The following is a 15,127-nucleotide window of genomic DNA, read 5'->3' on the forward strand; positions in this document are numbered from 1 at the left end:
GCGGCTGATAACAAAATTAGGAGAAGAGCGTGGGGGAACGGGTACTCGTAACTGGCGGAGCAGGCTTCATCGGCAGGGCCGTGGTCCGTGAGTTGCTCGAGCGGGGCAACGAAGTTCGGGTTCTCGATAGCCTCATCGAACAGGTCCACGGCGACCGCGAGCGCCCGGCCGACCTTTCCGACGAAGCGGAACTGATTGTCGGCGACGTGCGCAACGGCGACGTCGTCGAACGGGCGCTGAAGGGCGTCGACAGCATCATCCATCTCGCCGCCGAAGTCGGCGTTGGCCAGTCAATGTACGAGGTCGAGCGCTACACGTCCGTGAACGAGGTCGGCACCGCGGTGCTGCTCGAAAAGCTGATCGCCAACCCCGTACGGCGCGTCGTCACGGCGTCGTCGATGAGCATCTACGGCGAAGGCCTGTACGAGGACGCGGACGGCAAGCTGGTCCAGGACGCCGAGCGCAAGCCGCGCACATCCGATACGCAGAGCTGGGACCCGGTCGACGGCCAAGGCCGTCCGCTGAAGCCGGTCGCGACCCCCGAATGGAAGCGGCCGAGCCTCGCGTCGATCTACGCGCTCGGCAAATATGTGCAGGAGCGGCAGACGCTGATCATGACCCAGGCCTACGGGATGGAGGGCACCTGCCTCCGCCTGTTCAACGTCTACGGTCCGGGCCAGGCGCTCTCGAACCCCTACACGGGCGTGCTTGCTATCTTCTCGTCGCGGCTTGCGAACGGCCAGCGGCCGCTGATCTTCGAGGACGGCGAGCAGCGCCGGGACTTCGTCTATGTCGGCGACGTCGCCCGCGCGTTCAACGAAGCGCTGGTGCATCCGCAAGCGAACGGCGAAGTGTTCAACATCGGATCGGGCGTCGAGCGGACGGTCACCGATGTCGCCCATTCGATCGCCCGTGCGCTGGGCCGCAACGACATCGAACCGGATATCGTCGGCAAGACCCGGATCGGCGACATCCGCCACTGCTTCTGCGACGGCAGCAAGGCCGCCGAGAAGCTCGGCTTCCGTGCCGAAAAGGACTTTGACGAAGGCCTGGCCGAACTCGCCGAATGGGTGGCGGACCAGGAAGCCGAGGACCGCGTGGACGAAGCGCGGGCGGAACTCGAGGCCAAGGGCCTCGTCGCCTGATGCTGGGGAGCGACAGTAGGCCGATCCTCGTCACCGGCGGCGCCGGGTTCATCGGTTGCAATATCGCCGACCGGCTCGCGAGTGCCGGCCACGAAGTGCGGATCTACGATGCACTGTCGCGGCCGGGCGTCGAGCGTAACCTCGCCTGGCTGAAAGAACGCCACGGCGCCAAGGTCACGAGCATCGTCGGCGACGTCCGCGACGAGGACGAGGTCGTCCGTGCGGCCAGCGACGTGCAGGCGGTGTTCCACATGGCGGCGCAGGTCGCGGTGACGACCAGCCTGGTCGACCCGCGCGAGGATTTCGACATCAACATCCGCGGCACGATCAATGTGCTCGACGCGGTCCGGACGCGCAGCGATCGGGTGCCGGTGATCTTCGCGTCGACCAACAAGGTCTACGGCGACTTCGCCGACCTGCCGTTCACCTGCGACCGCGACCGCTACGAGCCGGAAGGCGCGCTGCAGGAAACAGGTATTGATGAAAGCCGGCCGCTCGATTTTCATACGCCTTACGGCTGCTCAAAAGGCGCGGCCGATCAATATGTCCTCGATTATTGCCGCAGCTTCGACATTCCGACCGTCGTGTTCCGGATGAGCTGCATTTACGGGCAGCGGCAGATGGGCACGGAGGACCAGGGTTGGGTCGCCCACTTCCTGATCCGCGCGCTCGAAGGCAAGCCGGTCACGCTCTATGGCGACGGCAAGCAGGTGCGCGACATCCTCGATGTCTCGAACGCGGTCGATGCTTATGTCGCGGCGCTGGAGCGTATCGACGACGTGCGCGGCCGCGTGTTCAACCTCGGCGGCGGGCCCGGCAATGCGATCAGCCTGCTTCAGCTGATGGACGAGATCCCGCACGTGATCGGCCGCGACGTCGATGTCCGGTTCGAGGATTGGCGCCAGGGCGATCAGCGCTGGTTCGTCGCCAATACGGCAGCCGCGCGCTCGGCGCTGGAACTCGGCAAGCCGGTCGGCTGGCGCGACGGCGTGGCGCGCCTGGCCGAATGGCTGGCGCAGGAGCGCGGCATTCCAATCGACAGCCACGCGCAAGTGGCGAGCGCCGCCGAATGAGCGGACTGCGCCTCCTCCTCGTCACCGACGCGGTCGGAGGCGTGTGGAATTACAGTCTCGAGCTTGCCCGGGCGCTGAAGCCGCTGGGAATCGATACGATCCTTGCGGTGATGGGGCCGTCGCCCAGCGCTGACCAGCGGGACGCCGCGGCGGGCATCAAGCTGATCGACACCGGACTTCCGCTCGAGTGGATCGAAAGCGACCCGCAGGCGATCGGCCGTGCCGGGGAAGAGCTGGCGCGGATTGCCGCGCGCGAACATGCCGACGTCGTCCAGACGTGCAGCGCCGCACTGAATGCGGAGGCGCCGTTCGGCGTGCCGTGCGTCGCCGTCCAGCACAGCTGCGTCGCCACCTGGTGGGAAGCAGTGCGGGGGACCGATCTTCCCGAAGATTTCGCGTGGCGCACCGAACTGGTTGCGCGCGGGCTGCGCCGGGCAGCGGCGGTCGTGGCCCCGAGCCGCGCCTTCGCCGCCGCGACGCAGCGCACCTATGACCTCGAAGAGCCGGTGATTGCCGTTCACAACGGGCGCACCGCGCGTGCCGTGCGGGCGCTGCCGCAGGGCGAATTCGTGCTCACCGCCGGGCGGCTGTGGGACGAAGGCAAGGACGTGGCGACGCTCGACCGCGCGGCAGCGCGGATCGCTGCCCCGTTCCAGGCCGCCGGTTCCGCGCAGGGACCGAACGGCGCCACCATCGCGCTCGCCGATCTCACGATGCTCGGTCATCTCAGCGAGACGCGCCTGAACGGATTGCGGGCGGCGCGGCCGGTGTTCGCGTCGGCGGCATTGTACGAACCGTTCGGACTATCGGTGCTGGAAGCGGCGCAGGCCGGATGTGCGCTGGTCCTGTCCGACATTCCGACGCATCGGGAGCTTTGGGACGGCGTTGCCATGTTCGTCGAGCCGCGTGACGATCGCGCGTTCGCCGAGACGATCAATAGCCTGCTCGGCGAGACAGCGCAGCGCAACCGCATGGGCGAGGCAGCTTGCGACCGTGCCCGTCAGTACACGGCGGAAGCGACTGCGCGGGGGATGGCGGCGATCTACGAGCGCGTCGCGGTGTCTGAAACCCAGCTCATCGCAGGTGCGGCATGAGGATCGTCTATTTCACCCATTCGCTGCGCTCGTGCTGGAACCACGGCAATGCGCACTTCCTACGCGGCGTGCTCAGCGAGCTAATCGAGCGCGGCCATGACGTGCGCGTGCTCGAACCCGAAGCGCCGTGGAGCCTCACCAACCTCCTCGACGATCATGGCCCGGAAGCGCTGGCGCCCTATCGCAGCAACTATCCCGAACTCAGCTCGCGCACCTATAGCCGGCCGGAAGAGGGCGCCGCCCATGCTTCGGGCGCAGACCTCGTCATCGTCCACGAATGGAACGATCCGGAGCTGGTCGCCGCCGTCGGCCGTCTTCGGGCGCGCGGCGGACGATTCACCTTGCTGTTTCACGACACCCATCACCGCGCCGTTTCGGCACCAGAGGAAATGCGCGCGTACGACCTTCACGCTTACGACGGCGTGCTCGCGTTCGGAGCGACTCTTGCCGACGTCTACGAGCGGTGGGGTTGGCGCGACCGCGTGTTTGTCTGGCATGAGGCGGCTGACACGCGGCGCTTCCACCCGCCGGCCCAGGAGAGCGATCGCGAGGGCCTGGTCTGGATCGGCAATTGGGGCGACGGCGAGCGCAGCCAGGAGATCGTCGATTTCCTGCTTAGGCCCGCGCAAGAAGCGCAGCTTCCACTCGACATCTACGGCGTCCGCTATCCCGCAGAAGCGAAGCAGACGCTGGCGCAATATGGTGCCCGCTACCACGGGTGGATCGCCAATGCGGCGGCGCCTGAGGTGTTCGCCCGGCACATGGCGACGGTTCATGTCCCGCGCCGCTTCTACACCCAGGTGCTGCCCGGCATCCCGACCATCCGCGTGTTCGAGGCGCTGGCCTGCGGCATCCCGTTGGTGTCGGCGCCGTGGAGCGACAGCGAAAAGCTGTTCCGCGTCGGCACCGACTTCCTGATGGTTCGCGACCGTGCGGAGATGCGGCGCGCGCTCGATGATCTGAAGAACGACCCCGGGCTCCGCCAAAGCCTCGTCACGAACGGGCTGGAGACCATCCTTGCGCGCCACACCTGCGCGCACCGTGTCGATGAATTGCTGTCAATCGTGGAGCGTCTGCGCGCTCCGGTTCTGGAGAGCGCTGCGTGAAGATTGCCTTTTACGGTTCGAGCCTGTTGTCGTCCTGGTGGAACGGCGCCGCGACTTATTATCGCGGCCTGCTGCGCGACCTGGCGAGCCGCGGTTACGAGATCACCTTTTACGAGCCCGACGCTTACGAGCGGCAGCAGCACCGCGACATGGAACCGCAGCCCTGGGCGCGGTCCGTCGTCTATCCCGCGACCGAGGAAGGGCTCCGCTACGTGCTCGGCGAAGCGCGCGCGGCTGACATCGTCGTCAAGGCGAGCGGCGTCGGCGTCTTCGACGACGAGCTGATCGCCGGTGTGGTGCAGCATGCGCGTCCCGGCGCGCTCAAGATCTTCTGGGACGTGGACGCGGCCGCCACTCTCGACGAGATGCGCGGCGCGGAAGATCATGCGGTTCGCCGGGCGCTGCCGGATCTCGACCTGGTGCTGACCTATGGCGGCGGTCCGCCCGTCGTGAACGCCTATGAAGGCTTCGGGGCTGCGCGCTGCGTTCCCGTCTACAATGCGCTCGATCCGACGACTCATCACCCGGTCGACCCGGATCCGCGCTTCACGGCGGACCTGTCGTTCCTGGGCAACAGGCTTCCCGACCGCGAGGCGCGGGTCGAGGAGTTCTTCCTCAAGCCCGCTGCCGCGCTGGCCGACCGCAGCTTCCTGATCGGCGGCAACGGTTGGGAGTCCAAGCAGATGCCGGAAAATGTCCGGCACCTCGGCCACGTGTTCACGCACGAGCATAATGCGTTCAACTGCACGCCGCTCGCGGTGCTGAACGTCGCTCGGGACAGCATGGCCAACATCGGCTTCTCGCCCGCGACACGGGTGTTCGAAGCCGCTGGAGCCGCCGCCTGCCTCATCACCGACGCATGGGAAGGCATCGAGCAGTTCCTGATCCCGAACGAGGAAGTGCTGGTCGCGCGCGACGGCCAGGACGTCGCCGACCACGTCCGGGCGCTGACGCCGGAGCGAGCCCGCACGATCGGCGACGCCGCGCTGAAGCGGGTGCTTAGCGAACATACTTATGCGCACCGCGGCGAGCAGGTCGACGAACTCTTCCGCAAGGAAATGGCCAGCCGCCTGGAAGAGGTGGCGGCATGAAGCTCGTCGTCCTCGGCCTCAGCCTTTCGTCGTCGTGGGGCAATGGCCATGCGACCACGTTCCGCGCGCTGCTCAAGGCCTATGCGGCGCGCGGTCATGACATCCTGTTCCTCGAGCGCGACTTGCCCTGGTACCGGAACAACCGCGACATTGCGGAGCCGGACTATTGCCGCCTGGAATTCTACCATTCGGTGGAAGAGCTGGCGCATTGGGCCGACGAGATCCGGGGCGCCGATGCCGTCGTGGTCGGCTCCTACGTGCCCGAAGGCGTCGATGTCGCCCGCTATGTCCAGCGTACCGCGCGCGGCGTCACTGGCTTTTACGACATCGACACGCCGGTCACGCTCGCCAAGCTCGAGCGCGGCGACTTCGAATATCTCTCGCCCGAAGTGATCCCCGGTTACGACGTCTATCTGTCGTTCACTGGCGGGCCGACGCTGAACCGCTTGGAACGGCAGTTCGGGTCGCCAATGGCACGAGCGCTCTATTGCTCGGTCGACCCGGACGCCTATCCGGTGCTGGACGTGCCGAAGAAATGGGACCTCACCTATCTCGGCACCTACAGCGACGATCGCCAGCCGACGCTCGAGAAGCTGCTGATCGAGCCCGCGCGCAAGCTGCCGCACCTGAAGTTCTGCGTCGCCGGCCCGCAATATCCCGAGAGCATCGAGTGGCCCGCCAATGTCGAGCGGATCGACCATCTGCCGCCGGCCGAGCATGCGGCGTTCTACGCGGCCTCGCGCTTCACGCTGAACGTCACGCGCCAGGACATGATCGCCGCCGGCTGGTCGCCGTCGGTCCGCTTGTTCGAAGCTGCGGCCTGTGCGACCCCGGTGATCTCGGACACATGGGACGGGATCGACAGCCTGTTTCAGCCCGGCCGCGAGATCATCCTTGCAGATGGCAGTGAGGACGTCATCGACATGCTCACGTCCAGCGCCGACGCTTCTGCGATCGGCAATGCCGCACGGGCGAGAATCCTTTCCGGCCACACGGCCGAACACCGCGCTTCTGAACTGGAGCGTTCAATCCTAGAGGCTGCCGAGCGCAAGAGCGGCAGCGCAGTGAAAAGGGAGCGGAGAGTGAAGCCCCAGAACCAGAAGATTGCGCTTGTGACGGGGGGCGCGGGCTTCATCGGATCCAACCTGTGCCGGCGTCTGCTGGATGAAGGCGCCCGCGTCCTATGCCTCGATAATTTCCAGACCGGCCGGAGCGAGAATGTCCGGCTGTTCGAAGGCGACCCGCAGTTCGAATTCGTCGAACATGACGTGATCGACGCGTTGCCGCAGTGGCTGCGTGGCGGGCGGACCAAGTTCACCCACATCTACCACCTGGCCTGCGCCGCTTCGCCGCCGCACTACCAGGCCGACCCCGAGCATACGATGCTCACCAATGTGCTCGGCACGCGCAACCTGCTGCGCCTGGCCGAGGAGACGGGAGCGCGCCTGCTGCTGACCTCCACCAGCGAGGTTTACGGCGACCCGGAAATGCACCCGCAGCAGGAGGATTATCGCGGCTGGGTCAGCTGCACCGGGCCGCGTGCCTGTTACGACGAGGGCAAGCGGGCTGCCGAAACGCTGGCGTTCGACTTCCTGCGTGCTCGCCGCGCCAACGTGCGCGTTGCCCGCATCTTCAACACCTACGGCCCGAAGATGCGCTGCGACGACGGGCGCGTCGTGTCTAACGTCGTGTGCCAGGCGCTGTCCGGGGACGACATCACGATCTACGGCGACGGCTCGCAGACGCGGAGCTTCTGCTTTGTCAGCGACATGGTCGAAGGGCTTTGCCGGCTCATGGACAGCGACACGGCGGTCGGCATGCCCGTCAACCTCGGCAACCCCAACGAGCTGACCGTCAAGCAGCTGGTCGACATCGTCATTGCGATGACCGGCTCGCCTTCACGCGTGACCTATCAGGCGCTGCCGGAAGACGATCCGCGCCGCCGCAAGCCGAACATCAGCCGCGCCAAGGAATTGCTCGGCTGGGAACCGACGGTCGACCTCGAGACGGGGCTTGAGGCCACCATCGAATGGTTTGCCGACGAGCAAAACCGGATCGCGGCGCCGATGTATATCGACGCGCCGGCCATCGCGACGGCAGCCGAATAGCCCAACCATGAGCGAAACGATGATGCGCGCCGCGGTGGTGACCGGCGCAGGTAAGTTCATGATCCAGGACGCGCCGCTGCCCGAGCCCGGGCCGGGCCAAGTGCGGATCAAGCTCGAAGGCTGCGGCGTCTGCGCGTCGAACCTGACTCCTTGGGAAGGTCCCGAGTGGATGCAGTTCCCGACCGAGCCGGGCGCGCTCGGTCACGAGGGCTGGGGTGTTGTCGATGCAGTCGGCGAGGGTGTCACCGGCTTCAAGGAAGGCGACCGGGTCGGCGCGCTCAGCGGCCATGCTTATGCGCAATATGACTTAGCCGACGCCGCCGACGTCGTGAAGCTGCCGGACGCGCTCGACGGCGTCCCGGTGCCGCTGGAGCCGTTCGGCTGCGCGTTCAACATCTTCCGCCGCAGCGACATCAAGTCGGGTCAGACGGTGGCAATCCTCGGCATCGGCTTCCTGGGCGCTATCCTCGTCAAGCTTGCCAGCGATGCCGGGGCGCGGGTGATCGCCATCTCGCGGCGCCAGGAATCGCTCGACCTGGCGACCCGCATGGGTGCGTCCGAGACGATCCCGATGCATGATCATTGGCAGATCATCAGCCAAGTGAAGGAGCTTACGGGCGGCACCTTCTGCGACCGGGTGATCGAAGCGGTCGGCAAGCAATGGCCGCTCGACCTCGCAGCCGAGCTGACGCGGGAAGGCGGGCGGATGATCATCGCTGGCTATCACCAGGACGGTCCGCGGCAGGTGAACATGCAGCTGTGGAACTGGCGCGGCTTCGATGTGATCAACGCCCACGAGCGCGACCCCGCCGTGTCGCGCCAGGGCATGCGCGAAGCCGTCGAGGCAATCGAAAGCGGGCGCATAGACCCCAATGACGTGGTGACTCACCGCTACTCGCTCGACCAGCTTGGAGATGCGCTGAACGCGACGCGCGATCGGCCCGGCAATTTCGTCAAAGCCGTCGTCCTTCCCTGACATGGTCACGCTCGGTTTTCTCGGCACCGGCTGGATCGGCCGCAACCGCATGGAAGCGATGCTCGCCACCGGCCAGGCGAAAGCGGTCGCGGTGTGCGACCCCAATGAAGAAATGGCGCATGGAGCGTTGGAAGCGGCGCCCGACGCGCGGATCGTCGGCTCTTTTGAAGAGCTGCTCGCCTGCGAACCCGACGGCGTGGTGATCGCGACGCCGAGCGCGCTTCATGCCGATCAATGCGTCCAGGCGTTGCGGCAGGGCGCGGCCGTGTTTTGCCAGAAGCCGCTCGGCCGCACTTCGGCTGAAGTCGAAGCGGTGCTCGACGCCGCACGCCTGGCCGACAAGCTCCTCGGCGTTGATCTGTCATACCGCCACACCGCCGCGATGCAGGCGATCCGCGAGCGGGTGCGTGCCGGCGAGCTCGGCAAGGTGTTCGCCGCCGACCTGACTTTCCACAACGCTTACGGTCCGCAGAGCGGCTGGTTCTGGGATCCCAAGCTGTCGGGCGGCGGGTGCTTGATCGATCTTGGCGTCCACCTTGTCGACCTGGTGCTGTGGCTGTTCGATTTTCCCGAGGTGCTGGACGCGCGCGGCACTCTGCTCCGCGACGGCCGTCCGGCCACACGGCAAGAAGTCGAAGATTATGCGACCGCCGAGCTTAAGCTCGCCAATGGCCTCACTGCGCGCATCGCCTGCTCATGGAACCTCAGTGCCGGCCGCGATGCGGTCATCGGCGCGAGCTTCTACGGCACAGCCGCAGGCGCGCAAATGCGCAACGAGAACGGCTCCTTCTTCGACTTTTCGGCCGAGTTGATGCGGGGGCAGAGTTCAGAGGCGCTGGCATCGCCGCCGGACAATTGGGGTGGGCGCGCAGCCGCCGAGTGGGTGAGGAAGCTGAGCGCCGGTGAACGGTTCAGCGGAAGCACGACGGGCTTGCTCGAAACGGCCCGAACCCTCGACCGGCTCTACGGGCGGTGATCATTCGCGAATGATTGAAGCAGTTTGATCATCCAAGGATGAACATGCCCCCGGCATGTCCATCTTGGATGATGGTGCCCAGGGACGGAATCGAACCGCCGACACCGTGATTTTCAGTCACGTGCTCTACCAACTGAGCTACCTGGGCGCGCTTGGCGAACGGCTGCTGCCTTTCGCGGCGAACGGCTCCCCTAGTCGTCGCCTCCGCCGCTGTCCACCCTGCCCGGATCGGCTGGGGGGCCGGGAATTCGATAGCCATCGCCGAGCCATTGCAGCAGGTCGCGGTCCTTGCAGCCGCGGGTGCAGAAGGGGGCGTAGTCGGCCTGGGCAGGCTGGCTGCACAGCGGGCATTTCTTCGACTTGTCAGAACTTCTCGGCATAGGCGCCGGACATGGGGAGCGATGCGTCTGCCCGCAACTCGACGGCGCCGCCGATCTGGCGCGAGAGCTGGTCGAGCCAGTCCTGGTGGGCCTGGAGCACGGCCGTAACCGCCGGGTGCGCGACCAGCCGCTTGGACCCCGGCTGCTCGAAGGTGACGCGGCGAAGCAGTACGCGAGCCTCCAACGCCGCACGATCTTGCGCCAGTTCCACCAGCGAAGCGCGCCTTCGCGGCCGAACGATCTGCACGAAGCCGAACCCGTTCACCGCGGTACGCTCGAACGGCTGCAGCAGTTCGGCGTCGATCGCCGCGGCCGCGTCCTGGCGCGCCGCCTTGCTCCCCGTCGTGGGCAGGTCGATGCCGATCGACCCGCCGATATCGAGGCGGAGGATTGCCCGAGCCGCCTCGCGGGCGCCGACGACCGCCAGCTCGTCCGCAGGTAGATAGCCGTCAACGTCGATGAGGGTCATGGCCGGCGTTGGCGAGATCCGCAGCTCACCGCCCGCGAAGCGGACGACGCCGCTGCGTGCTTCGTCGATCAAATCCCACCAGCCCGCCTGGCCAAGCCGATCGACAGGAGCGGGGAAGGACAGCGATTCCCCGGCCAATGCCTCGGCCTCCCCGGCGGGGTCGTTACTCACGGCGGCAAGCGGGCGCTTCCACGGCTCCGCGCCGGGGATCGCCTCGCGAGTCACTTCGATGATCAGCTCAGCGCCCTCGGTCGCGCCGCGAGCGCCCTTGGCCAGCAGATACTCCTGGCCGCCAGCCTCGGCGATCGCCATTGGCCGAGTGCTTCTAAGCCGCGCCACGAGGCGGCTGCCGGCGCGAACGATGCCGTCGATCAGGATCCGGGCTTCGGCGATCCTGCCGTCCTCGACGCGCGCTGCACGGCTCTCGCCGATGCCGCGCTCGATCAGCCATTCAGGCAAGCCGGTAACCGGCGGACTTGAGCATCACGCGCGTCTCCGCGACGGGCAATCCGACCACGTTCGAGTAGCTGCCGGCGATATGGCGGACATAGACCTCGCCATAGCCCTGGAGCGCATAGCCGCCCGCCTTGCCCCGCCACTCGCCATGGCTGGCGTAATAATCGATCTCTTCATCGGAGAGCCGCTTCATCGCGATCATCGTTTCGACGAGCCGCTCGCGAATGCCCTTGCCGGGAACCGCGAGCGCGACGCCCGTCAGCACCCGGTGGCGGCGACCGGACAGCAGCTTCATGCAGGCGCGGAGCGTCGCTTCGTCCTCGACCTTCGGGAGGATTCGGCGGCCGACGGCGACGACCGTGTCTGCCGCCAGCACAAGCGCGTCCGGCTCCTTCGCGGCAACTGCCAGCGCCTTCTCGCGCGCCAGGCGCAGCGCATGCTCGCGCGGCAGCTCGCCCTTGGGGACGCTCTCGTCGATGTCAGGGGGGAGGACGGCGTCGGGCGTGACCCCGATCCGCGCCAGCAGGTCGATGCGGCGCGGGCTCGCCGAGGCGAGGATCAGCCGCATGTCGACAGCCTAGCCGTTATAGCCGGGCGGGCCTCCGCGGCCGGGCATGAAGCGGTAGGTGATGCGACCCTTGGTCAGGTCATAGGGCGTCATTTCGACGAGCACTTCGTCGCCGGTCAGGACGCGGATGCGGTTCTTGCGCATCTTGCCGGCGGTGTGGCCCAGGACTTCGTGGCCGTTCTCGAGTTCGACGCGGAACATCGCGTTCGGGAGCAATTCGACCACCCGACCGCGCATCTCGAGCAATTCTTCCTTGGCCAAGCGATTCCTCTCGTATTTTCCGGGATAAAAGCCGCGGTGCCTTAGCGGCGGGAGCAGGAAAAGGAAAGGCGCTCCCTAGACGGTGAGGACGGTCGACCCGCTGGTGCTGCGGCTTTCGAGCGCGCGGTGCGCTTCGGCGGCGTCCTTGAGCGGGAAGCGCTGCTTCACTTCGATGCTGACCTTACCGCTGGTCACGACGTCGAACAAGGCGCGCGCGGAGGCCTGAAGGTCGGCTGCGTCGAACGTATAATCGTACAGCGTCGGCCGGGTCAGGAAGAGCGAGCCCTTCTGTGCGAGCAGCAGCGGGGACAATGGCTCGACCGCGCCTGAGGCATTTCCGAAGCTTGCCATCGTTCCGCGCCGGCGCAGACAGTCGAGCGACTTGGCAAACGTGTCCCGCCCGACCCCGTCGTAAACCACGGCAACTTTGTCACCGGCGGTGATGCGATCCACCTCCGCGACAAAGTCCTGGCGCGTGTAGACGATCGGATAATCGCAGCCGTGAGCCTGAGCGAGCGCCGCTTTGTCATCGGTGGAGACGGTGCCGATGACAGTTGCGCCAAGTGCCTTGGCCCATTGGCAGAGGATCAGGCCGACACCGCCCGCCGCGGCGTGGACCAGCACGACGTCCCCCGCCGCCACAGGATAGACGCGGCGGACCAGCATTTCAGCCGTCATGCCTTGCAGCATCATGCCGGCCGCCTCATCGAACGAGATCGCGTCCGGCAGCTTGACCAGCCGGTCTGCCGGGATCAGCCGCTGTTCGGCATAGCCGCCGACTGGACCGCCATAAGCAACGCGATCGCCTGCCTGGAGCGCCGTCACCCCTTCGCCGACGGTCTCCACGACCCCCGCGCCTTCGACGCCGGGCGTGAACGGGAGCGCCTGGGGATAGAGCCCCGTGCGGTGATAGACGTCGATGAAGTTGAGGCCGGCAGCATGCTGGCGGATGCGGACTTCACCGGATCCCGGCTCGCCGACTTCCACGTCCTCCCACTGCAAGACTTCAGGGCCGCCGTGCTGATGGATCCGGATCGCGTGGGTCATGGCCGTTCTTCAACGCCCTCGCAGCGGAAAAGAAAAGCCCCGCTCCGGCGGACCGAAGCGGGGGCTGATCTTACCGACCGGTCGGGCTGCCTTAGTGGGCAGCGCCTCCGGCGAGCGCCGCGAGAAGAAGCAGCGCGACGATGTTGGTAATCTTGATCATCGGGTTCACGGCCGGGCCCGCGGTGTCCTTGTAGGGGTCACCGACGGTGTCGCCGGTCACGGCCGCCTTGTGGGCTTCCGATCCCTTGCCGCCGTAATTGCCGTCTTCGATATACTTCTTGGCGTTGTCCCAAGCGCCACCGCCCGAGGTCATCGAAATGGCGACGAACAGGCCCGAGACGATCACGCCGAGGAGCAGCGCGCCGAGGGCGGCGAAGCCCTGCTCGCGGCCAGCAACCGTGGCGATGACGAAGTAGACGACGATCGGCGTGAGCACCGGGAGCAGCGAGGGGATGATCATCTCCCGGATCGCAGCCTTGGTGACGAGGTCGACGGTGCGCGCGTAGTTCGGCCGGCTAGAGCCGTCCATGATGCCCGGGTTGGAGCGGAACTGCTCACGCACGTCGAGAACCACGTTGCCCGCCGCGCGGCCGACCGCGGTCATGCCCATCGCCCCGAACAGGTAAGGCAGGAGCGCGCCGAGCAGCAGGCCGACGACGACGTACGGGTTGGACAGCGAGAAATCGATGCCCTCTGCGCCGATGCCGAGCTCGCCCGCGAACTCGCGAAGGTCGGTCGTGTAGGCGCCGAACAGCACCAGCGCCGCAAGCGCCGCCGAGCCGATGGCATAGCCCTTGGTCACCGCCTTGGTCGTGTTGCCGACGGCATCGAGCGCGTCGGTGCGGGTGCGGACTTCGTCTTCCATCCCCGACATTTCGGCGATGCCGCCGGCATTGTCGGTGACAGGGCCATAAGCGTCGAGCGCGACGACCATGCCGGCAAGCGCCAGCATGGCGGTGGCCGCGAAGGCGATGCCGATCAGGCCTGCGAGCAGGTAGGAAGCGATGATCGCGACGCAGATGACGATCGTCGGCATGGCCGTCGATTCAAGGCTGATCGCCAGGCCTTGGATGACGTTGGTGCCGTGGCCGGTTTCCGACGCCTTCGCGATGGAGCGGACCGGACGATAGTTGGTGCCGGTATAATATTCGGTGATCCAAACCAGCAGGCCGGTAACGGCAAGGCCGATCAGCATGCAGAAGAACAGGTCCCAGCCGGTGAAGCCGCCGGTCTGGTCTGCCACTGCGCCCTCGACGACCGGGCCGGCCGCAGCCGCGCCGCCGCCAATGGTCGCGCTGAGGTCGCCGAGCGCGAGATAGGTCGCAAGCCACAGGGCGGGAACCGACAGCAGAGCCGTCGTCCAGAAGCCCTTGTAGAGCGCGCCCATGATCGAGCCGCTGCTGCCGAGGCGAACCATGTAGGTGCCGATGATGGACGTGATGATGCAGACGCCGCCGACGAGCAGCGGGAGCGCCATCAGCTCGGTGATGTTCGACGCCGCATTGCCGATCAGAAGGGCAGTCAGGACCATGGTCGCACCGACGGTGACGACATAGGTTTCGAAGAGGTCGGCGGCCATGCCCGCGCAGTCGCCGACATTGTCGCCGACGTTGTCGGCGATCACCGCCGGGTTGCGGGGATCGTCTTCCGGGATCCCGGCTTCGACCTTGCCGACCAGGTCGGCGCCGACGTCGGCGGCCTTGGTGAAGATGCCGCCGCCGAGACGGGCGAAGATGGAGATCAGCGACGCGCCGAAGGCGAGGGCCACGAGGCCGTTCACGACTTCGCGGCTCTGCGGCTCAGCGCCGCGAACTTCCACGAGCACATAGAACAGGCCGGCGATCGCGAGGAGCGCCAGGCCCGCAACGAGCATGCCGGTGATGGCGCCCGAACGGAAGGCGGTGGTGAGACCGCCCTGCAGGCTGGTGCGCGCGGCTTCGGCTGTGCGGACGTTGGCGCGGACCGAGATGTTCATCCCGATGTAGCCCGCGGCACCCGACAGCAGCGCGCCGACGACGAAACCGATCGCCGGAACGAGGCCGAGGAAAACGCCCACCAGCACGGCAACCACGACGCCGACGATCGCAATCGTCGTGTACTGGCGGCCGAGATAGGCTTTGGCGCCTTCCTGGATGGCGCCGGCGATGTCGACCATCCGCTGGTTGCCCGCGGAGCTCGCAAGTACCTGTCGGCTGGTGATGATGCCGTACAGCACGGCAATCACCCCACAGGCGATCGCAATCAAAGTCAGATCCATGAAATTCCCCGTTTGACGGCTAATGTCCCCTCCCGGCGTGCAGGAGCAGCCGGTATTCCACAGCCTTATTTGGGGTTTACGCGGCTGGCAACCGCGGCGTCTGAACGGGCCTCAGTGCAG

At 66.6% G+C, this 15,127-nt stretch carries 14 protein-coding genes and 1 tRNA gene; 8 read left to right on the forward strand and 7 right to left on the reverse strand.

The window, feature by feature from the left end:
- Positions 1-29 precede the first annotated feature (29 nt).
- Genes VIL42_06820 through VIL42_06855 form a run of 8 tightly spaced genes read left to right on the forward strand, consistent with a single transcriptional unit; the run spans position 30 to position 9,569 of the window.
- Entirely contained in the window at positions 30-1,145 is a 1,116-nt protein-coding gene (locus VIL42_06820) for an SDR family NAD(P)-dependent oxidoreductase (protein HEY8592562.1), read from the forward strand.
- Complete coding sequence (locus VIL42_06825; GenBank protein ID HEY8592563.1) at positions 1,145-2,218, forward strand: SDR family NAD(P)-dependent oxidoreductase; 1,074 nt, start codon at positions 1,145-1,147, stop codon at positions 2,216-2,218. The genes VIL42_06820 and VIL42_06825 overlap by 1 nt, the downstream gene beginning before the upstream one ends.
- The gene (locus VIL42_06830; GenBank protein ID HEY8592564.1) at positions 2,215-3,312 is read left to right on the forward strand and encodes a glycosyltransferase family 4 protein; all 1,098 of its coding nucleotides are present in this window, start codon (positions 2,215-2,217) and stop codon (positions 3,310-3,312) included. Before VIL42_06825 ends, VIL42_06830 begins: the two co-directional genes overlap by 4 nt.
- Entirely contained in the window at positions 3,309-4,418 is a 1,110-nt protein-coding gene (locus VIL42_06835) for a glycosyltransferase (protein ID HEY8592565.1), read from the forward strand. Before VIL42_06830 ends, VIL42_06835 begins: the two co-directional genes overlap by 4 nt.
- Positions 4,415-5,509, forward strand: a complete 1,095-nt coding sequence (locus tag VIL42_06840; GenBank protein HEY8592566.1) for a glycosyltransferase — start codon at positions 4,415-4,417, stop codon at positions 5,507-5,509. The genes VIL42_06835 and VIL42_06840 overlap by 4 nt, the downstream gene beginning before the upstream one ends.
- The gene (locus VIL42_06845; protein ID HEY8592567.1) at positions 5,506-7,617 is read left to right on the forward strand and encodes a GDP-mannose 4,6-dehydratase; all 2,112 of its coding nucleotides are present in this window, start codon (positions 5,506-5,508) and stop codon (positions 7,615-7,617) included. The genes VIL42_06840 and VIL42_06845 overlap by 4 nt, the downstream gene beginning before the upstream one ends.
- Before the next feature lie 7 nt (positions 7,618-7,624).
- Positions 7,625-8,593 (forward strand): zinc-binding dehydrogenase, encoded by a 969-nt coding sequence (locus VIL42_06850; protein ID HEY8592568.1) that lies wholly within the window; start codon positions 7,625-7,627, stop codon positions 8,591-8,593.
- Position 8,594: 1 nt separating this feature from the next.
- Complete coding sequence (locus VIL42_06855) at positions 8,595-9,569, forward strand: Gfo/Idh/MocA family oxidoreductase (GenBank protein HEY8592569.1); 975 nt, start codon at positions 8,595-8,597, stop codon at positions 9,567-9,569.
- Between the two features lie 72 nt (positions 9,570-9,641).
- On the opposite strand, the gene VIL42_06860 is transcribed toward VIL42_06855, so the two are convergent.
- The 7 genes from VIL42_06860 to VIL42_06890 all read right to left on the reverse strand — a co-directional run bounded on the left by VIL42_06860 (position 9,642) and on the right by VIL42_06890 (position 15,007).
- Positions 9,642-9,717, reverse strand: a tRNA-Phe gene (locus VIL42_06860).
- A 43-nt stretch (positions 9,718-9,760) separates the two neighbouring features.
- Positions 9,761-9,949, reverse strand: a complete 189-nt coding sequence (gene yacG, locus VIL42_06865; protein ID HEY8592570.1) for a DNA gyrase inhibitor YacG — start codon at positions 9,947-9,949, stop codon at positions 9,761-9,763.
- Positions 9,933-10,877: a ribonuclease gene (locus VIL42_06870; protein HEY8592571.1), complete on the reverse strand. Its 945-nt coding sequence runs from the start codon at positions 10,875-10,877 to the stop codon at positions 9,933-9,935. Before VIL42_06870 ends, yacG begins: the two co-directional genes overlap by 17 nt.
- Entirely contained in the window at positions 10,870-11,442 is a 573-nt protein-coding gene (locus VIL42_06875; GenBank protein HEY8592572.1) for a nucleoside triphosphate pyrophosphatase, read from the reverse strand. The genes VIL42_06870 and VIL42_06875 overlap by 8 nt, the downstream gene beginning before the upstream one ends.
- Positions 11,443-11,451: 9 nt before the next feature.
- Positions 11,452-11,703 carry a translation initiation factor IF-1 gene (gene infA / locus VIL42_06880; protein HEY8592573.1) on the reverse strand — a complete coding sequence of 84 codons (252 nt, stop codon included), beginning with the start codon at positions 11,701-11,703 and terminating at the stop codon, positions 11,452-11,454.
- 75 nt (positions 11,704-11,778) lie between these two features.
- Positions 11,779-12,750, reverse strand: coding sequence for a quinone oxidoreductase (locus VIL42_06885; protein HEY8592574.1), 972 nt, complete (start codon positions 12,748-12,750; stop codon positions 11,779-11,781).
- A 91-nt stretch (positions 12,751-12,841) separates the two neighbouring features.
- A complete protein-coding gene (locus tag VIL42_06890) occupies positions 12,842-15,007 on the reverse strand; it encodes a sodium-translocating pyrophosphatase (protein ID HEY8592575.1) in 2,166 nt (721 codons plus the stop codon).
- Positions 15,008-15,127 lie beyond the last annotated feature (120 nt).

The organism is Sphingomicrobium sp. (assembly GCA_036563485.1).
GTDB lineage: Bacteria > Pseudomonadota > Alphaproteobacteria > Sphingomonadales > Sphingomonadaceae > Sphingomicrobium.